The 18,991-nt window shown below is 60.8% G+C and carries 12 protein-coding genes and 1 pseudogene; 5 read left to right on the forward strand and 8 right to left on the reverse strand.

The annotated features are described in order from the left end of the window. Positions 1 to 153 precede the first annotated feature (153 nt). The 5 genes from EYC95_RS07795 to pvdM all read right to left on the reverse strand — a co-directional run bounded on the left by EYC95_RS07795 (position 154) and on the right by pvdM (position 8,360). Complete coding sequence (locus tag EYC95_RS07795; protein WP_131059835.1) at positions 154 to 2,631, reverse strand: TonB-dependent siderophore receptor; 2,478 nt, start codon at positions 2,629 to 2,631, stop codon at positions 154 to 156. A gap of 204 nt (positions 2,632 to 2,835) precedes the next feature. After that, a complete protein-coding gene (locus EYC95_RS07800; protein WP_131059836.1) occupies positions 2,836 to 4,485 on the reverse strand; it encodes a cyclic peptide export ABC transporter in 1,650 nt (549 codons plus the stop codon). A 210-nt stretch (positions 4,486 to 4,695) separates the two neighbouring features. Further along, on the reverse strand, positions 4,696 to 5,574 hold the full coding sequence (locus tag EYC95_RS07805) for a formylglycine-generating enzyme family protein (protein WP_131059837.1): 879 nt from the start codon (positions 5,572 to 5,574) through the stop codon (positions 4,696 to 4,698). A 126-nt stretch (positions 5,575 to 5,700) separates the two neighbouring features. Beyond that, entirely contained in the window at positions 5,701 to 6,981 is a 1,281-nt protein-coding gene (locus EYC95_RS07810; RefSeq protein WP_131059838.1) for an aminotransferase class V-fold PLP-dependent enzyme, read from the reverse strand. A gap of 29 nt (positions 6,982 to 7,010) precedes the next feature. Further along, positions 7,011 to 8,360, reverse strand: a complete 1,350-nt coding sequence (pvdM, locus tag EYC95_RS07815; RefSeq protein ID WP_131059839.1) for a pyoverdine-tailoring dipeptidase-like protein PvdM — start codon at positions 8,358 to 8,360, stop codon at positions 7,011 to 7,013. 301 nt (positions 8,361 to 8,661) lie between these two features. Here pvdM and EYC95_RS07820 point away from each other — a divergent pair, with 301 nt between their 5' ends. Next, entirely contained in the window at positions 8,662 to 10,290 is a 1,629-nt protein-coding gene (locus EYC95_RS07820) for a PvdJ/PvdD/PvdP-like protein (protein ID WP_131059840.1), read from the forward strand. Between the two features lie 114 nt (positions 10,291 to 10,404). On the opposite strand, the gene EYC95_RS07825 is transcribed toward EYC95_RS07820, so the two are convergent. From EYC95_RS07825 to EYC95_RS07835, 3 genes are read right to left on the reverse strand one after another with little or no spacing between them, the layout of a single operon-like run. After that, positions 10,405 to 11,799, reverse strand: a complete 1,395-nt coding sequence (locus EYC95_RS07825) for an efflux transporter outer membrane subunit (RefSeq protein ID WP_131059841.1) — start codon at positions 11,797 to 11,799, stop codon at positions 10,405 to 10,407. 7 nt (positions 11,800 to 11,806) lie between these two features. After that, positions 11,807 to 13,780, reverse strand: coding sequence for a MacB family efflux pump subunit (locus tag EYC95_RS07830; RefSeq protein WP_131059842.1), 1,974 nt, complete (start codon positions 13,778 to 13,780; stop codon positions 11,807 to 11,809). Further along, the gene (locus EYC95_RS07835) at positions 13,781 to 14,953 is read right to left on the reverse strand and encodes an efflux RND transporter periplasmic adaptor subunit (protein WP_131059843.1); all 1,173 of its coding nucleotides are present in this window, start codon (positions 14,951 to 14,953) and stop codon (positions 13,781 to 13,783) included. A gap of 482 nt (positions 14,954 to 15,435) precedes the next feature. On the opposite strand from EYC95_RS07835, the gene EYC95_RS07840 reads away from it, so the two are divergent. The 4 genes and pseudogenes from EYC95_RS07840 (at position 15,436) to EYC95_RS07855 (ending at position 18,924) form a co-directional block, all read left to right on the forward strand. Then, positions 15,436 to 15,918 carry a sigma-70 family RNA polymerase sigma factor gene (locus EYC95_RS07840; RefSeq protein ID WP_131059844.1) on the forward strand — a complete coding sequence of 161 codons (483 nt, stop codon included), beginning with the start codon at positions 15,436 to 15,438 and terminating at the stop codon, positions 15,916 to 15,918. Positions 15,919 to 16,040: 122 nt separating this feature from the next. Beyond that, complete coding sequence (locus EYC95_RS07845) at positions 16,041 to 17,378, forward strand: lysine N(6)-hydroxylase/L-ornithine N(5)-oxygenase family protein (protein WP_131059845.1); 1,338 nt, start codon at positions 16,041 to 16,043, stop codon at positions 17,376 to 17,378. 322 nt (positions 17,379 to 17,700) lie between these two features. Then, positions 17,701 to 18,411, forward strand: a pseudogene (locus EYC95_RS07850) (cation transporting ATPase C-terminal domain-containing protein); the annotation flags it as partial. Positions 18,412 to 18,513: 102 nt separating this feature from the next. Next, the gene (locus tag EYC95_RS07855) at positions 18,514 to 18,924 is read left to right on the forward strand and encodes a response regulator (RefSeq protein WP_131059846.1); all 411 of its coding nucleotides are present in this window, start codon (positions 18,514 to 18,516) and stop codon (positions 18,922 to 18,924) included. Positions 18,925 to 18,991: the final 67 nt, after the last annotated feature.

The following is an 18,991-nucleotide window of genomic DNA, read 5'->3' on the forward strand; positions in this document are numbered from 1 at the left end:
TCGCTCCTACAGGTTGGTGTCGATTTGTGACACGACGCCAACCTGTAGGAGCGAGGCTTGCCCGCGAAGGCGGACTCACATTCAACACAAATCCCTGGCCCAAAAAAATGCCCACATCTCACGACACGGGCATTTTTCATTTCAGCTCATGACTCAGAAGTCATACTTCGCGGTGATCTGCAGGTTACGCGGCTCGCCGTAGAACGTGGTGCCGAAGTTGCCCAGGCCCGACATGTATTTCTTGTCGAAGACGTTGTAAGCATTGGCGGTGAAGCTCAGGTGTTCGTCGTACTGATAACGGGTCATCAGGTCCACGAGGGTGTAGCCACCTTGTTTGAGCAGGGTGCTGCCGCCCTGGCCGTTACCCACGTTCGGGCTGTAGCTCTGGCCGTAGAACGCGCTCTGCCAGCTGACACCGCCACCGATGGTGACCTGGTCCAGTGCGCCCGGCAGACGGTAAGTGGTGAACGTACGCACCACGTGTTCCGGTTTGCTGGAGGCCAGCGGGAAACCGAAGATACGTTGTTCGTCTTCATCGCGGGTACGCGCGTAGGTGTAGCCGGCAGTCACGTTCCAGCCATCCGCCAGTTCGCCAGCCAGTTCCATTTCCACACCTTTGGTGGTGGCGCCGGAGATGGCTTTATAGACGTCCTGGCCGGTGCCTACGTCGGTGGTGACGTATTGCGCGACGTTGTCCTGCTCGATTTGGAACAAGGCAAAGCTGGCGTTCAGTTTGCCTTCGAAATAAGCCGCCTTGATGCCGGTTTCGTAGCTGTCGCCTTCAACAGGCTTGAGGGTCGAACCGGTCACGTCCTTGTAGATTTGTGGCTGGTAGATCTTGGTGTAGCTGGCGTAGACCGAGTACACATCGTTCAGGTCGTAGACCACGCCGGCGTAGGGTGTAACGACGCCGTGTTCCTTGTAGCTGGCGTGGGTGTCGGTCTGGGTCGAACCCGGATAGTAGGAGTAATCTTCGTTGTACTTGAAGGTGCTCAGACGGCTGCCGAGGATGAATGACAGGTCGTCGGTCGGACGCAGGCGCGTGGCCAAGTAGAGACCGTTCTGGCTCTGGGTGCGTTCGTATTTACCGTTTTTCGGAAATTCCTGTTTCGGCAGGTGACCGTTCCAGTCAAAGATGCTGCCCGGCACAAGTCCGGAAGCGCTGGAGTCGTAGGTCGCACCGGTCTGGCGCGAGTGGGAAGCCATGAAACCCGCCACCAGCTCATGCTCTCGACCGCCCAGGGAGAACGGGCCGGAGACGCTTACGTCTGCCGAATTCTGTACGCGATGGCCTTCCCAACGACCCCAGTAAAGGAAATTGCCTTCGCCAGTGACGGGGTCTGCGGAACCACCGCTGGCCGAGGCCAGTTGGGTATCGTGATCGGTGGTTTTCTGGTCGAAGCTGGCCTTGAGTTTCCAGTCATTGGCCAGCGCTTGTTCCAGCGACGAGAAGTAGGTGACGCTGTCGAAATCACGACGGCTCCAGTTGGCACCCGGGTTAAAGCTGCGGGAGAAATCGGTGCGGCTGCCATCGGTGAAGTACGGCGCGTTACCGGTCCACGAACTGCCGCGCGGCGTTGCACTGGACTTGTCGACGCCAAAGGTCAGCAGGGTGTCGTCCGTCAGGTCGGCTTCAAGGATGCCGTAGTAGATGTCTTTTTTCTGGGTGTAGTGGTCGATGTACGAACCTTTGTCCTGATAGGCACCCACGAAGCGACCGCGCACGTTGCCCGAATCGGTCAGCGAACCGGAGATATCGCCTTCGGTGCGGTAGTTGTCCCAGGAACCGGCGGTTGCACTGACCGAGGCCTTGAAGTCCTTGGTCGGTTTCTTGCGGATCAGGTTGACGGTGGCGGACGGGTCGCCAGCGCCGGTCATCAGGCCGGTAGCGCCTTTGATGACTTCGATGTGATCGAGGCTGGCCGCGTCGTCGCTGTTGTTCGGGTTTTCACCGTAAACACCGTCGTAGGGCTGGTTGACACCATCGTATTGAAAGTTGGTGATCGCAAAGCCACGGGCGGAAAACTCGGTACGGTCACTGTCGTACTTCTGTGTGGTAACGCCTGGGGTGTTGCGCAACGCGTCGGCGACGCTGGTGACGCCGCGATCGTCCATTTGCTGACGGGTCACCACGGTCACCGATTGCGGCGTTTCGCGAAGGGTCAGCGGCAGCTTGGTCGCGGTGGTGGTGGCGCCAGTGGTGTAGGAACCGGTGTCTTCAGTGGTCAGGCCCAGGGCCTGGCCGGAAATCGTCGTCGCGCCCAGTTGCAGGCCTGAACCGCCGCCGGATACCAGGGTGACGCTGTTGCCATTGATCTGGAACGAAATGCCCGTGCCTTTGAGCAAGGCGCTCAGGGCCTCGGACGGCTCCAGCGAACCGGACACTGCACGGGACTTGATACCAGCGACCTGGTCAGGGCTGTAGAGGATCTGCAGGTTGGTCTGCATGCCCAGCTCGGTCAGCGCGTTGGAGAGCGGCTGCACGGCAATATTCACTTTTACAGGTGCAGCATTGGCCATCGCGCTCCCCAGCAAGGTGGCGGTCAGCAGTACGCTGGTGAACAGGGTGCGATGCAATGTCGGGCGCTGTACGGCCAGCGCGAGAGGTGTGCGGCGTGGTTGAGGTCGCATTACTTACCTGAGCTCCTGAAAAGTGTTGTGCAGAGTTTTTGTTAATAAGAATGATTATTAGACGCGGCACGAACGGAAAACCGGAAAGAAACCCGTCAAATAAATTTCAGAAAGATGAAATGAAGGGGCATGGTCGCTTTTTGTAGGAGCCAGCGGTGCGGCGATCCGACTTGCCGCACCGCTGGTTCCTACAGGGCAGACGTATCAGGCAGGGGCAAGCTCGGTGACAACCCGGCCGCTTTCCATGCGCACCAACTGGTCGGCCACATCGAAGTAACGGTCATCGTGGGAGATCACGATGATGGTTTTGCCCAGGCGCTTGAGGTCCGGCAGTAGCTCGGTGTAGAAAATCCGGCGGAAGGTCGGGTCCTGGTCGGCCGCCCATTCATCGAACACCAGCACCGGGCGTTCTTCGAGCCAGGCATTGACCAGCGCCAGGCGCTTGCGTTGGCCGGTGGAGAGGTCGGTGGTGGTGAAATTGCCGTCCTTGACGCTGACCTTGTGCGCGATTTCCAGGCGTTGCAGGTATTTGTTGGCGTCTTCGGGGATGTGCTGATCGCCCTGGACTACGTCATCGAACAGGTAATAGTCAGCGAAGATCGTAGTGAACAACTGGCGATAGTCATCACGGTTCTGCGCATCGATCGCCTCGCCGTTGACGCGGATCTCGCCCTGTTGCGGCGTGTACAAGCCCAGCAGCAACTTGATCAGCGTGGTCTTGCCGCAACCGTTCTCGCCGACAATAAAGGTGATGTCGCCTTGCCTGATCGTCAGGTTGACCGGCCCGAGCTGGAACGGTGCGGCACCTTCGGCAGCCGGGAAGGCGAAACGCACATCGGCCAGTTTCAGTTCATGCACAGCTTGCTTGACGTTGCCCTGATCGCTGAGCAGCAAGTGCGGTTCGGGGGTGGAAAACTGCTCGGACAACTCGGCGATCCGGCGGAAGGCAATCTGCGCGCGGCTGACAATCGGCAACGTGCTGATCAAATGCTCCAGCGGGCCCTTCATATAAAGCAGCACCAGCACGAAGCCGCTCATCACGGTTTTGTCGGCGCTTGGCCAGAAAGATTGCAGCGCCAGCACCAGGCCGATGACCACGAAGAACAGCATCGAGCCGAAGGTCTTGGCGATGACGAAGGTGTTGACCGAGCGCACCTGGGTCTTGCAGATGAAGTCGGCCGTCGCCTTGATGCCTGAAACGAACATGCGCTGGCGACGCGGACGGTGGATACGTAGTTCCTTGGCGCCATCGGCAATCGCGTTGTAGTGCTTTTGCAGCTCGTCCTCAGCGTCACGGGCGGCCATGAAACCCTGCACACCTTTGCTCTGGGCGTAAGCCTGGATCGCGGTGCCGATCAGGATCGCGGCGACCATGATCAAAAACATCGGCCACGACAGGATGGCCAGGTAACCCATGCAACCCAGGGTCACGGTGAGGGAAATTGCCAGCGGGGCGAAGGCGAAGGCGAAGTCGCTGATGGTGTCGACGTCGTGGGTCAGCACGGGAATCAAGCGATGGCTGCGGTAGCGTTCGATTTGTTCGATCGGTGCCGAGAGGACTTTTTCACCGAGCTGTTTACGCAGCCTGGCGATGATGTGCTGGCCGACATAGTTGGTGCCGATGTCCGAGCAGATCGAAGTCAACAGCGCCAGCAGGCACAGGCCGGCGAACAAGGCGACGACGCCCTGGGTCAGGCCGGTGTCCGAATGCAGGGCGTTGTTGATGGTCGCCAGCAATACCGTGACGCTCAAGCCGCCGACCATGCCCAGGAAGATGGACGCGGCGACGATGAGTCGAAACGGTTTCAACAGGGCGAACAACTCGCCGATGGCGCCACGGGGAGGCTGGGTCATGGAAGACAGTTCCTTGGGTATAAAGGCAGATACCCAGTAGAACGTCTGATCGAAGGGTTAATTTACAAGGTCGCCGACTGGCGGTGAGGACGGTAACTCCAGTCGATTAGGCACACATCTGATTTTGTAGGAGCGAGGCTTGCCCGCGAAGGCGATCTTGAGGGCCCCTTCGCGGGCAAGCCTCGCTCCTACAAAAAGCAATTCACGCGCTTACAGGTCACGCACGATACGGAACCCCATCCAGTCGCCACGCTCTTGCGGGTACTGGCTGTTGCGATTGCCGGAGCGGGAGAACACCGGCGCTTCGCCCCAGTCGTTGCCACGAATGCGCACCGCTTCGCAGTTGGCTTGTACCCACGCGCTGCCATCGGTGGGTGCGCCGACGTAGTCCGGGTGTTCGCAGTCTTCGACCCACTCGTAGACATTGCCGTGCATGTCGTACATGCCGAACGCGTTGGGTGGATAGCTGCCGACCGGCGAGCTGTAGCTGTAACCGTCCGCCGGGCCGTAGGTGTTGGCGTGTTTGCTGATGCTGTATTCCTTGCCTTCATCGAACGGGAAGGGGAAAGGACCTTTGGTGCCGCCGCGCGCGGCGTATTCGCGTTGGGCTTCGCTGACCATGTGGTACTTCTGCCCGGTCTTTTTCGAGAGCCAGGCGACGTAATTTTTCACGTCATCGAAGTTCATGCACACCGCCGGCTGGCGCGAGCCTTGCGGATAACGCGGTTTGCTGGCGACGCACTCGCGACCTGGTCGGGTATCGCCATTGGCGATGGTCACGCCACTCTCGCGCACGTAACTGTCCCATTCACCGGCAGTGACCTGGAAACGGCTCATGGCGAATGGTTTGGCGAAGGTCACTTCGTGCATCGGACTTTCGTCGGGCTCGCGACCGACTTCATCGTCCGGCGTGCCCATGGTGAAAGTGCCGGCCGGCAATACGACCATTTCCGGGCAATCGCGGCAGTCCTTGAACACCTTGCCGGGTTGCGGGGCGGTGGCGGCTTGGGCGGCGGTTGGCAGCAGGCCGGCGATGAGGGCGGATAAGGCGAGGGCCTTGAGCGGCAGGGTTAGTGGATTACTGTTCATGAGGTGTCTCGTTCAAAGAAAAAAGCGTGGCGATAACGAAACCTGTAGGAGCCAGGCTTGCCGGCGAAGGCAATCTTGAGGCCGCCTTCGCGGGCAAGCCTCGCTCCTACACAGAAAGCGGTCTGCTCAGGCGATCTTGCTCAGCAAGACCATAAAGCGGTCGATGTGGTTTTCGGTGTTGAGCAGGCCGGGCGCGATGCGGATCACCGGGCCGACGTCGCGGTCCACCGAGTCGCAGACCACGCGGTTTTCCATCAACTGCACGGCGACTTTTTCGCAGTCGCGGTCCTTGATCCGGAAGAAGGTGAAACCGGCCGACAGGTCCGGGCTTTTTGGCGTGACCAGTTCGATCTGCGGGTGTTCCAGCAGCCGGTTTTTCGCATAAGTGTTAAGCGCGTGAATGCGCGCCTGCACCTCGGCCTTGCCCAATTCCAGGTGCAGCTTGAACGCTTCGTCCAGGGCCCAGCGGTGTTCGAAGCTGTGGTAGCCGCCCGGCGTCATGATGGTCGAGAAGGTGGTGGCTTCGGAGAAGGTCGGAATCGTCGGTGTGACGTCCTTGAGCTCAGCGGAACGGGCGCAGATGATCCCGGTGCCGCGCGGGCCGAACATCCATTTGTGGGTGCCGGTGATGAAGAAGTCGCAATGCATGTCGGGGAAGTCGAGGTCGTCGACGCCGAAACCGTGCACGCCATCGACCACATACAGGATGCGGTCCTTTTCCTCGCGATTGCGATTCTGCTCCTCCACCAGTTTGCCGATCTCTCCGATCGGCAGTTTCACGCCGCTGCCGGACTGCACCCAGGTCATGCCCAGTACGCGGGTTTCGGGACGGATACCTTTGGCGATCGCGCCCAGCACCTCATCCACCGAGACCTTGTGACTGTTCTCGAACAGTTTGAGCTTGCGCACCTTGACCCCGTCCTTTTGCTGGCGGTAACCCAAGGCGTAATTGGTGGCGTAGTGTTCGTGCTCGCTGGTGAGAATTTCCTGATCCGCGCGCACATGGATGCCGCCATAGATCAGCGACAGGCCTTCGGTGGTGCTGCCGGTCAGCGCGATTTGCTCAGGCTTGGCCTTGAGATAGCGGCCGGCCCAGACGCGAACCTCCTGCTCGCGTTTTTCGGTTTCGCCCAGGTCCCAGTCCATCGCCAGGCCCGGGTTGCGGTCGAGGTTGGCGCGGTGGCGTTCAATCGCCTCACGCACCGGACGCGGGTGGGACGTCACCAGAAAATTGGCGAAGTGCAGGTAGTCCGGATCCTGGTCGAACAACGAGCGCAATTGCGCCCATTTGTCCTTGGGCTGTGGCGTTGGATTGGCAGCCAGCGCCTGCAGATTCACGGCAGAACTCAGTGGCAGGCCAGCGGCGAGAATACCGGCCTGCTTGAGGAATGAACGGCGGTTAGTCATGAACTCGGTTCGCTTATGCAAAGGGGGAATCAGTTTTTCGCAACCGGTTTGGACGACTTCTGCACCTGGTCCCAGACCCGCAGGAAATTCCCGCCCCAGAGCTTGGCGATATCGGCCTCGCTGTAGCCGCGACTGATCAGCTCGGCCGTCACGTTGCGCGCTTCGCTGACATCCTTCCAGCCATCCAGACCGCCGCCGTCGTTGAAGTCGGAACTGATGCCGACGTGGTCGATACCGATTTTCTTCACCGCGTAGTCGATTGCGTCGCCGTAGTCCTTGAGCGTGGCTTTCGGTTCTTCGTCGACGATGGCGTAGAGCTGGCTGGCGTACTCGCCGAAACGCTGTTCGGACCAGACGGTGATGATCGGGTCACCCGGCATCAAAGCCATTTCCAGGCCTTGCAACGGTTGCAGGTCGAAGCGTGCGCGCAGGGCGTTGAGTTTGTCCTGAGTGGCCTGGCTCAGCGGACGGATATAGGTGGGAAAGCCGACAATCTGCACCACGCCGCCGCTGTTTTTGATCAGTTGCATTTCCTGATCACTGAGGTTGCGCGGGATGTCCACCAGTGCACGCGGTGCCGAATGCGAGGCGACCATCGGGGTGCGGCTCAGTCGTGCGACTTGCTCCAGGGCCTTGGTCGACATCTGCGACACATCGATGATCACGCCGAGGTCGTTCAGGCGGTGCACGGCCTGCTTGCCGATCTCCGACAGGCCACCGAGGGCATCCCGCGAATCATTGAAGAACGGCAGCGGTCGAGACGAATCAGCCCAGGCGTTGTTGCCCACGTAACTGAAACCGAACATGCGCATGCCGCGAGCGGCCCACGTGTCCAGGGCGTTCAGGTCGTTGCCCAGCGGATAGGCGTTGAGCATGCTCATGAAGATCGCGAATTTGCCTTCGCCGTGCAGGCGGCGGAAATCGTCCGGGGTGTAGGCGATGGCGACCTGGTTGGGAAAGTCGCGAACCATCGTGCTGATGATTTTGTAGCGGGTTTCCTGCTCGAACCGGGCTTCGTCGACGAAACCGGCGGTCGGGCGATGCGGGGCGTTGGCGCCGTTCCAGATTTCCGGCCAGCCGAAAATCGTCAAGGCCGCGCCGGACAAGCGTCCGCGGCCAGTCTTGACCAGGTCGAATTGCCCGGTGCCATCCTTGTCCGCTTCATTGCCGGCGGTGCCGAAGTCCAGCGGGACGGTGACGTGGCTGTCAAAGGAGAGGAGGCGCTCTTGCAGCTCATCGGCCTGTTTCATCACCTTGATCGGGTAGCCGGGATTGTCTTTGAACCAGTAATCCCAGGCCGCAAAGCCTGCCCCGGCACTGATCGCCAAGGCCAGCGGCAGGCCGATGTAAAGAGCCTTTTTCGAACGTGGTTTTGTCATTGCAATCTCAGTCAGGTTCGCCACCCCGGTGCGGGCGCAGGGGCCTTTGCTATCTGGGAAGAACGAGTGGCTGGTCAGAAAATTTAGGCGGATTCACCCGCGGTAGTGATCGTTCCCACGCTCCGCGTGGGAATGCAGCCCGGGACGCTCCGCGTCCCTTCCAAAGCCGAACGCGGAGCGTCCGTTGAGGCATTCCCACGCAGAGCGTGGGAACGATCTTTCGGGGGCACCATAAATTTTTGGAGGCAACAAACGTTCTAGCTTGGATAAAGCCTGCTTCATGGCTGACACAGGTAGGGCAATGACGATTTCTCGACGATGGTTCATGGCAGGCCTGGCGCTGACCGGCGCCGCCGTGCCTGCGGCTTTTTATGGGCATCGCGAATGGACGAAACCGGATCCGGCGATCACTCCCGGCGAAGCTTCATTCGATGTGGCGGATGTCGCAGGCCAGCATTTGGCGAACACCTTGCGGGGCGTCTGGCAGATTCGTTTCGAAGGTCGAGACGCCGGTATCGAAGGCCTGCCACGGGACGGGCTGGAACTGCTTCTCGACGTCGGCCACAAAGGTCGCGGCTTGATCGGGTTCCTCGACACCGCCCAGCGTTTGCGCTCCAGCGATGAACCGCGCTACCGGGTGCTGGGCGATCTGGCGGAAGCCAAACCGGCTGAACTGAGCTGGCGGCTGGTCAGTGCCGACGCTACCAACGGCACGCCGGATTATGAATTCAGCATGGCCCTGGATGAAGTCTGGGCCGGTTTCGGCAATGCCGGCAGCGGTACACTCAGCGGCCGGGTGTTGAACCTCGATCGCCCGCTGATGATGACCGCGCAGGATAATCGCTTCATCGCCGTGAAGCGTGTTTTTCCCGAAGCTCGCGAGCGAACCGGTCTGAATGCACCGCTGCTGGCCTGGCTGGTTTCCGCCGAGCATCGGCTGTTTCACCAGCTCTGGCATGCCTCGCGGGACAAGTGGCACACCCTGTCCGAGGACAAGCGCAACGCCCTGCGTGGCATTGGCTGGCAGCCCGGCCCGCGGGACAAGGAGCGTGATGCCCGTGGCGCGCGCAAGGACCGCAACGGCTCGGGCGTGGACTTTTTCTTCATGCACCGGCACATGCTGGGTACAGCGCGTTCGATGCAGGATTTGCCGTCATGGCAGCACTTTCCGTTGCCGCAGCCGGAACTGGCTCGTGATCGCATCGGCTTCGCCAATTACTGCGATAACCACGACGGCACCGCGCTGCCGCCGACCTGGCGGGCCGACGACGATGCCGAGTATTCGCAATGGGTCAGCGACATCAAGACCGCCGAGACTTACCACAGCAACTTCCAGGTCTGGGAGTCGCGCTACCGTGATCCGCGTTATCTGTCCAAACTCACCCTGGGGCAGTTCGGTTCAGAGGTCGAGTTGGGGCTGCACGACTGGCTGCACATGCGCTGGGCCTCGGTGCCGCGTGATCCGTCCAATGGCCAGCCGGTGCCGTTCGCCCGGGATCCGGCAGACTTCTCCGCGCGCTGGTATGCGCCGGAAAACGACTTCCTCGGCGACCCGTTTTCCTCCCATGTGAATCCGGTGTTCTGGCATTTTCACGGCTGGATCGATGATCGTCTGGAAGACTGGTTCCGTGCGCACGAGCGCTTTCATCCGGGGGAGGTGAGTCGGCTGGAGGTCAACGGCGTGGCGTGGTTTGCGCCGGGGCGTTGGGTTGAGGTGAATGATCCGTGGCTCGGGCCGAGCACCCATGGGTGCAGCACGACGCCGGGGTTGCAGACGGGCAAGTCGGTTGAGATGGACCCGGAAACCATGAAACTGGCGCTGCGCATTACCTTTGGCGAAGACGAGAAAAAACTGGCGGACCTGTTCCGCAAAGTGCCACAGCGGCCTTGGTATGCGCGGCATCTGAAGGTGAAGCCGGTTACCACTTAAGCGGGTGATACCGCGTTATCGTTCTTCGCGGGCAAGCCTCGCTCCTACAAGGGCGTCATTTATCCCTGTAGGAGCGAGGCTTGCCCGCGAAGAGGCCCTCAATAACAGAGCAAATCACAAAACCTGCCACCCACCCCCCAGCGCCTTGTACAGCGCAATACTCGCCTGTAACCGCGACAACCGCAGTTGCACATTCAAATCCTGCGCCGCATACAGCGTGCGCTGGGTCTCCAGCACCGTGAGCAAATCCTCGGCCCCGGCCTGATAACGGCTTTGCGCAATATTGAATGCGGTCTGCGCCTGGTTCAGTTCTTCGCTTTGCCACTGGCGCTGTGCATCCAGCCCACGAATGCTGTTGAGGGCTTTTTCCACGTCGGCGAAGCCATTGATGATCGCCCCGCGATACGTCTCCAGCCGTTCTTCCTGGCGGGCCGTGGCTTTATCGCGCTCGGCGCTCAAGCGACCATTGTTGAAGACCGGCGCAAGCAATCCGGCGGTGAGGTTGTAGAAAGGACTGCGCAGAATGTCTGCCGCCTGATCGGCTCCCGATCCCAGTTCGGCGCTCAAGGTCACCTTCGGCAACATCGCCGCGCGGGCGACGGTGACGTCGGCTTGTGCGGCGGCCAGTTGCGCTTCGGCACGGGCGATGTCCGGGCGACGGGTGAGCAGCTCGCTGGGTACGCCCGCCGCGATGGTCGGCCATGACAGTTGCTCAAAGCGCTCCTGATCCAGCGCCAGTTCCTGAACCGGCCGGCCGAGCAGCGCAGCGAGTCCAATCAACGCGTCCTGCGCCTGTTGCTGCACCAGCGGCAATTGCCGTTGTTGCGCCGCCACCAGGCTCTTCTGCTGCGCCAGTTCCAGCGCTGTCGCAGAGCCCGAATCAAAACGCGTCTGCACCAGTTTCAACACGTTCTGAGCGTTCGCCAGGTTCAACTCGGCGATGCGACTTTGCTCGCGCAGCGACAAGGTCTGCGCGTAGGTATTCGCAACACCGCTGAGCAGCGTCAATTCCACGGTGGCCTGATCGAACTCGCTCGCCTGCAACCCGAATTGCGCGCTGTCACGGGAGGCCCGTTGACCGCCCCAGAAATCGATTTCGTAACTGGCACTGAGGCTGGCGTTGAAGTAATCGACGGCCTTGTTATCGCTGTCGGCATCGAGCTGGCTGTAACCGTTGCCGCGCAGCAGTTTTTGTCGATTGGCGTTCAGGGCACCCTTGACTTCGGGTAGCTGAGAACCGCCGGCAACCACCGTCTCGGCCTGCGCCTGGCGCACCCGTGCGATGGCGGCGGCCAGGTCGTAACTGCCGACCCGCGCCTGCTCGATCAGTTGATCCAGCTGCGGGCTGCCGAACTGCGTCCACCATTGCAGGTTGCTGCGGGTGGCGCTTTGCGTGTGCGGCGATTGCCAGGAAGAGGGCGGAGCAATGCCGCTGTCCGGGCGCTGGGCGGGCGTGCCGCAGGCACCGAGCAACAGGCAGAGGGTCAGTAAACTCAGTTGCGGCTTCATGGGGAGATCATTCACTGGTAAGGGCCGTGACCGGGTCGAGTCGGGCAGCTTTGCGGGCCGGCATGAAGCCGAAGACAACACCGGTGACCAGGGCGCAGCCGAAGGCGCCGAGCACCGCTATCAAAGAGAACGCGACGGCGACTTCGCTGAGGATCAGCACGCCGCCGACGATCAGCGCCAGGGCGATCCCGGCGAGCCCACCGACCACCGACAGCATCACCGCTTCCGTCAGAAACTGACGGAGGATGTCGCGCTGGCGGGCGCCGGTGGCCATGCGGATGCCGATCTCCCGGGTTCGCTCGCGCACGGTCATCAGCATGATGTTCATCACGCCGATCCCGCCCACCAGCAGCGAAATGGCGGCAATCGAGCCGAGCATCAACGACAGGGTGTTTTGCGTGCGCGCTTCGGCCTGGATCATCGCGGCGTTGTTGGTCAGTTCGAAATCCTTCTTGCCGTTGTGCAGGCGCAGCATCAATTGCTCGATGGCAATCTCAGTCTCCTTGACCTTGCGTGCGTCGGCGGCGGCGATGGCCACGTACTCGGGATTGTGGGTGCCAAACAGCCGCACGCTCGCGGCGGAATACGGGATGGCGATGCGGTCGTCGCTGTCGGAATCGCCCGAGCTGGCGCCTTTTTCCGTGAGTACGCCGACTACCTGGAACGGCACGTTCTCGATCAGGATGTACTGGCCGATCGGGTTGGCTACGTCCTTGAGCAACCTGGTCCGCACTTTGTGGCCAATCACCGCAACCGCCGCGGCGTTGCGCTCATCGTCCTGGGTGAAATAGTTGCCTTGCACCACCGGCCAGTTGAAAATCGCCGGGAAATTGGTGTCGTTACCGCCAACGTAGCTCAAGTGGTCGAGGTTGCCGAAGCGCACCCCGGCTTCCTGACCGTTGACCGGCATGATCCGCGTCACTTGCGGCAGGCTTCCCACCGCCGCGACGTCATCCAGGGTGACGATGCCCAACGGCGTACGCGGATTGGGTGATGAGCCGCTGAGGTAAATGATGTTGGAGCCGAAAGCACCCATTTGCGCCATCACCTGGCGTTTGCTGCCTTCGCCGACGGCGAGCATCACCACCACCGACGCCACACCGATGATAATCCCGAGCAGTGTCAGTGCCGTGCGAAAGCGGTTGATCCACATCCCCCGCCACGCCGCTTGTACGGCGTCGATCAGTTCGCCTTTCCACGCGCCGGTGGCTTGCGCTCCTTCCGTCAGACGCTTGCGCAGATCCACCGCTTGCAGCGCGCCGGGGTTGGCCGAGGTTTGCGCTTCAGGGTTGTCACGAGCGCTGTCGCTGATGATCAGCCCGTCACGGATTTCGATGATGCGTTTGGCCCGGGCCGCGACTTCGCGGTCGTGGGTGATGATGATCACCACGTGGCCCTGGCTCGCCAGTTCGTCGAGCAGGGTCATCACCTCGGCGCCGCTGTGGCTGTCGAGGGCGCCGGTGGGTTCGTCGGCGAGGATGATGTGGCCGCCGTTCATCAAGGCGCGGGCGATCGACACCCGTTGTTGCTGGCCGCCGGAGAGCTGATGCGGACGATTGCCGGTACGTGAGGCCAGGCCGAGGCGGTCGAGCAGGGCGGCGGCGCGGGCGTGGCGTTCGGCCGCCGGCAAGCCTGCATAGATGGCCGGCATCTCGACGTTTTCCTGGGCCGAACCAGACGGGATCAGATGATAGCCCTGGAACACAAAACCGAAGGCCTCACGGCGCAGCCAGGCCAGCTCGTCGCTGTCGAGGGCGGCGACGTTTTGCCCGGCGAATCGGTATTCGCCCGACGTGGGGCGGTCGAGGCAACCGAGGATGTTCATCAGCGTCGACTTGCCGGAGCCGGAAGCACCGACGATCGCCACGAACTCCCCGGCATGGATCGACAGGTCGATGCCGCGCAACACGTGAACTTCAGGTGAATCGCCGCCGCCGTAGGCTTTGCGGATGTCCTGCAGGTCGATCAGAGGCGTCTGCATTCAGCCGCCACTCCCGTCGGCCGGGCCGATCAGCAGGTGATCGCCTTCCTGCAAACCGTCGAGGATCTGCACCCGCAGACGATCGCTGATACCGGTGCGCACGTCGCGTTGCTGAATGCTGCCGTTTTTGGCGACGACCTGGGCGATTTGCATGTTGGCCTCAGTGCCGGCCTGCAACGCCGCGACAGGCGCAGTGAGGGTGTTTTTCGCCTGATCCGAAACGAAGAACACTTGGGTGGTCATTTCCGCCATCAACGCGTTGTCGGCGTTATCGACGTCCAGCAACACCGTATACAGCACCACACGCGCGCTGCCACTTTTGCTCGAACTGGCCGGGCTGCCGCCACCCTGGCTGGTCTGATCCAGCGGCTTGGGCGGCACTGGCAGAATTTGCCGCACGGTGCTGCTCCAGCGTCGGTTGCCACCGCTGAGGGTGGTGAACCAGGCGGTCATGCCGGGTTTGACGTGGCCGATGTCGGCTTCCGAAACCTCGGCCCACACCGTCATCGGCGACAACTTGGCGATGCGCAGAATCAGCGGTGTTTGCTGCTGGGCGTTGAGGGTCTGGCCGACCCGGGCGTCGAGTGCAACCACGGTGCCGGCCATCGGTGCGTAAATCCGCGTGTAACCGAGTTCGGCCTGATCGCTGCGCAGGCTGGCCTGGCCCTGACGGATCTGCGCCTGGAACATGTCGATGCGGGCCTGGGTGGCGCGCAGCTCGGCCTGGGCAGTTTGCACGTCTTCTTCGCGGGTTGCGCCGCCAGCCTTGAGGTTCTGTTGGCGCTGGTATTTCTGCCGGGCCAGTTCGTGCAGTGCCTGTTGTTCCTGAAGCTGCGCCTTGAGGTTCTCGATGGAGAACCGGCCGGCGTCGAGTTTGGCTTGCTGGGTGGACGGATCGATCTCCACCAGCAATTGGCCTTCCTTGACCACGTCGCCGACTTCCACGTGGATCTTCTGGATCTGCCCGGACGCCTGGGCGCCGACGTCGACATAGCGCCGGGGTTGCAGGGTGCCCAACGCGGTGACGCTGCTTTCAATGTCGCCACGGCTGACTTGCACGGTGGCGAATTTGTCCCGCCCAGGCGGGATCACTTGCCAGGCGGCGATGGCGATAACGGGGATCAGACAAAGTGCTACAAGCAGGGCGCGTCGGGTCTGTCGGGGACGTTTCATGCAGGGTTCCGGCCAATGGGTATCGGCCCGTCGTTCAACCTGCGCACATAAACCGGCGACAGCCGAACGCTGTCGGGGAGCCGACAGACACGGGGAGCTGTCCTGTAAACGAGGAAAGTAGCGGGGAATTTAGGTGCGGACACAGGTCGATACAAACAGACTGCGGGCGCTTGTGTGGCGAGGGGATTTAGCGAAACGTCGCACCGCCCCGTTAGGCTGCGGAGCGGCCCCGGCATTTCAAAGTTAAAGCGCATTAACGACTGCTTCGCAGCCTAACGGGGCGGTGCGACGTTTCGCTAAATCCCCTCGCCACAAGGTGTAGCACATGACTATTTATCGGGTAAGTCAAACCAACACTTTAAATCTATATGAGAATTACTATAAATTACGCGGCTCGAACTGCCACCATCTTGCCACTGCCTATTTCGGCGGTCGCCGAGGTGGCTCAAGGACAGAAACCGCACCCTGTGCGGCCGGGAGTCATGTTGGAAAACTACTATCGCGAGCTGGTGTGTTTCCTGAACGCCAAGCTAGGCAACCGTCAGGTTGCCGAAGATGTGGTGCATGACGCTTATTTGCGGGTGCTGGAGCGTTCCAGCGACACGCCGATCGAGCAGCCCCGGGCATTCCTTTATCGCACCGCGCTGAACCTGGTGATTGACGATCATCGGCGCAATGCCTTGCGCCAGGTCGAGTCGCTGGACGTGCTCGACAACGAAGAGCGCTACTTCACACCATCGCCGCACAACTGCCTCGATCACGGCCAGCGCCTGGAGATGCTCCAGCGTGCCTTGGCGGAATTGCCACGGCTGTGTCGCGAAAGTTTTCTGCTGCGCAAAATCGATGGCCTGTCGCACCCGGAAATCGCTGAACAACTGGGCATCTCGCGCGCGCTGGTGGAGAAGCACATCGTCAATGCCATGAAACATTGCCGCGTGCGGATGCGCCAGTGGGACGCCCATTGATCCCTTCTCTCTAAATTTTTTTTCATTGTCCTCGTTCCTACTCAACAGACGACCTGCTGTCCTGCATCAGGTCACTTCGGCTTATTCCCCTTGTTGAGGGGTTCATCCAGAGGACACTGGAAATGACACAGGCAATTGCATCGCCCATCGTTCACGACCTGATCGGCGTCGGTTTCGGCCCTTCGAACCTGGCGCTGGCCATCGCTCTGCAAGAGCGCGGGCCGAACCAGGGCGAGCTGGATGTACTGTTTCTCGACAAGCAGCCCAACTACAGCTGGCACGGCAATACCCTGTCGACCCAGAGCGAACTGCAGATTTCCTTCCTCAAAGACCTGGTGACCCTGCGCAATCCGACCAGCCCGTATTCGTTCGTCAACTACCTCAAGCATCACGGCCGTCTGGTGGACTTCATCAACCTCGGCACGTTCTATCCGTGCCGCATGGAGTACAACGATTACCTGCGCTGGGTCGCCGGCCAGTTTGAAGCCCAGAGCCGCTACGGCGAAGAAGTGCTGACCATCGAGCCGGTGCTGCACAACCAGCAGGTCGAGGCGCTGCGGGTGATCTCTCGCGACGCCACGGGGCATCAACATGTACGCACCACCCGTTCGGTGGTGGTCAGTACCGGCGGTACGCCGCGCATTCCCGAAGCGTTCAAGGCGCTCAAAGGTGACGGCCGCGTGTTCCACCACTCCCAGTACCTGGCGCAGATGGCCAAGCAGCCTTGCGTGAACAATCAGCCGATGAGCATCGCGATCATCGGTGGCGGTCAAAGTGCGGCGGAAGCCTTCATCGATTTGAACGACAGCTTCCCGTCGGTGCAGGTGGACATGATCCTGCGTGGCTCGGCACTGAAGCCGGCGGATGACAGCCCGTTCGTCAACGAAGTGTTCTCGCCGGAGTTCACCGACCTGGTGTTCCAGCAGGCGAGCAGCGAGCGCGAGCGTCTGGTCAACGAGTACCACAACACCAACTATTCGGTGGTGGACATCGACCTGATCGAACGCATCTACGGCATCTTCTATCGCCAGAAAGTCTCGGGCGTCGCGCGCCATGCGTTCCGTACTCTGACCACGATCGAAAAAGCCACCGCCACCGAGCGCGGCATCGAACTGGCGGTGCGCAACAATGCCACTGGTGAAGTCACGGTTCGCCTTTACGACGCCGTGGTCCTGGCCACCGGTTACGAGCGCCAGATGCACCGAAAACTGCTGGCGCCGCTGGAGCAGTACCTGGGTGATTTCGAGGTGGATCGCAACTACAAGCTGATCACCGACGAACGCTGCAAGGCCGGCATCTATATGCAGGGCTTCTGCCAGGCGAGCCATGGTTTGAGCGACACCTTGTTGTCGATCCTGCCGATTCGGGCGGATGAGATTGCCGGTTCCTTGTATGACCATGGAAAGAACCGTGGGCATAGCCGGTCGGTGGTGGATTTGTTGCTAGCGACTGCCAGCTAAATCTTCGGCGCCTGTCAGGCCGCCATCGCGAGCAGGCTCGCTCCCACAATGGACCTGTATTCACAGGACAAAATGTAGGAGCGAGCCTGCTCGCGAAGAGGCCCTGAAAAGCACCACAAATCTTGAAAGCTGAACCCTTCCTGAAGAACCCCGCAATTCTCCCACCACCCACCGTTCCTTCGTTTACTCTCCAGAAATCGGGGCGTAAGCTTCGCGCGTTTTCATCAATAGCGGAGACCCTCAGTGGGTACTTGTTCGAGTGACAGTAGTCGGCCGGATTCGATAACCGGCACCTTCCCGGCAAGATAACGCGCAGCCTGGCAGCGCCGTGGACATCGCCAAGGAAGCGGCCGACATCATTCTGCTGGAGAAGAGCCTGATGGTGCTGGAGGAGGGCGTGCTGGAAGGGCGCCGGACCTTCGCCAACATGCTCAAGTACATCAAGATGACCGCCAGCTCGAACTTCGGCAACGTGTTCTCGGTGCTGGTGGCCAGCGCGTTCATCCCGTTCCTGCCGATGCACCTGCTGGTGCAAAACCTGCTCTACGACATTTCGCAGATCGCCATCCCGTTCGATAACGTCGATGAAGAAATGCTCGGCAAGCCGCAGCGTTGGCAGCCAGCGGATGTCGGGCGCTTCATGCTGTTTTTCGGCCCGATCAGTTCGATCTTCGACATCACCACGTTTGCCCTGATGTGGTACGTGTTCGACGCCAACACACCGGACCATCAAACCCTGTTCCAGTGCGGCTGGTTCGTGGTCGGGTTGCTGACGCAGACGTTGATCGTGCACATGATCCGCACACCGAAAATCCCGTTCCTGCAAAGCCGCGCGGCGATGCCGTTGATGGTCATGACCGGGATCATCATGGCAGTCGGGATCTTCCTGCCAATGGGGCCGTTGGCGCACTACTTCAAATCAGAGGCGCTGCCGTCGCTGTATTTCGTGTTCTTGCCGGTGATTCTGCTGGCGTACATGGGGCTGACTCAAGCGGTGAAGGGATTCTACATTCGGCGGTTTGGATGGCAGTAATTGCCGGAATCTGCAGTCATTTAGGAAAAGTCCTACAGAAACCTGTGCGCGCCTCCCGTAGCCTCGCCGCATCAAAAACCAGCCATCACACAAGAGGCTCTGATGCCGAATAAAGCCTTACGCATCCTGATCGCCGACCAGCAGCACTTTCACCGGATGAACATCGAACGGCTGTTCAATCAACTCGGCTATTACCGGGTGGCGCCGGTGCAGGGGCTTGCGCCAATGCTGACCCTGATCGAATACGGTTGCGAGCCGTTCGACCTGGTGGTCGTCAATGCCGCGCTGGCGGCAGGCGAACTGGATGTGCTCGGGTACTTCCTCAATAACCGGCAGGTTCGCCATGCACTGATTTTCGACGGCCAACGGGCGCACTTGCCGCCGATCCCGGCCTGTGAGCAACAGAAGATTCAGGTGAGCCACGCAGCGCTGCCTGATCTGCCGTGCATTCAGCGGCTGATGACGATCATTGATCCATCGCCGCAGGAGCGCGATCAGCGGTATGCCGGGTGATGGCGGTTTACCGTTCGTCGGTACTGTCATTTCTTACAGGTAGATTCTGCCTTTCCTCCATGCAACA

The sequence above is a fragment of the Pseudomonas sp. BGI-2 genome, assembly GCF_004310295.1.
Classification (GTDB): Bacteria; Pseudomonadota; Gammaproteobacteria; order Pseudomonadales; family Pseudomonadaceae; genus Aquipseudomonas.

Excerpts from the sequence above, each read along its gene's own strand:
- EYC95_RS07855 (WP_131059846.1), top strand. The coding sequence starts at position 18,514 with ATGCCGAATAAAGCCTTACGCATCCTGATCGCCGACCAGCAGCACTTT.
- pvdM (WP_131059839.1), bottom strand. The coding sequence starts at position 8,360 with ATGACAAAACCACGTTCGAAAAAGGCTCTTTACATCGGCCTGCCGCTG.
- EYC95_RS07830 (WP_131059842.1), bottom strand. The coding sequence starts at position 13,780 with ATGCAGACGCCTCTGATCGACCTGCAGGACATCCGCAAAGCCTACGGC.
- EYC95_RS07840 (WP_131059844.1), top strand. The coding sequence starts at position 15,436 with ATGTTGGAAAACTACTATCGCGAGCTGGTGTGTTTCCTGAACGCCAAG.
- EYC95_RS07810 (WP_131059838.1), bottom strand. The coding sequence starts at position 6,981 with ATGACTAACCGCCGTTCATTCCTCAAGCAGGCCGGTATTCTCGCCGCT.
- EYC95_RS07845 (WP_131059845.1), top strand. The coding sequence starts at position 16,041 with ATGACACAGGCAATTGCATCGCCCATCGTTCACGACCTGATCGGCGTC.
- EYC95_RS07805 (WP_131059837.1), bottom strand. The coding sequence starts at position 5,574 with ATGAACAGTAATCCACTAACCCTGCCGCTCAAGGCCCTCGCCTTATCC.
- EYC95_RS07835 (WP_131059843.1), bottom strand. The coding sequence starts at position 14,953 with ATGAAACGTCCCCGACAGACCCGACGCGCCCTGCTTGTAGCACTTTGT.
- EYC95_RS07825 (WP_131059841.1), bottom strand. The coding sequence starts at position 11,799 with ATGAAGCCGCAACTGAGTTTACTGACCCTCTGCCTGTTGCTCGGTGCC.
- EYC95_RS07795 (WP_131059835.1), bottom strand. The coding sequence starts at position 2,631 with ATGCGACCTCAACCACGCCGCACACCTCTCGCGCTGGCCGTACAGCGC.
- EYC95_RS07820 (WP_131059840.1), top strand. The coding sequence starts at position 8,662 with ATGACGATTTCTCGACGATGGTTCATGGCAGGCCTGGCGCTGACCGGC.
- EYC95_RS07800 (WP_131059836.1), bottom strand. The coding sequence starts at position 4,485 with ATGACCCAGCCTCCCCGTGGCGCCATCGGCGAGTTGTTCGCCCTGTTG.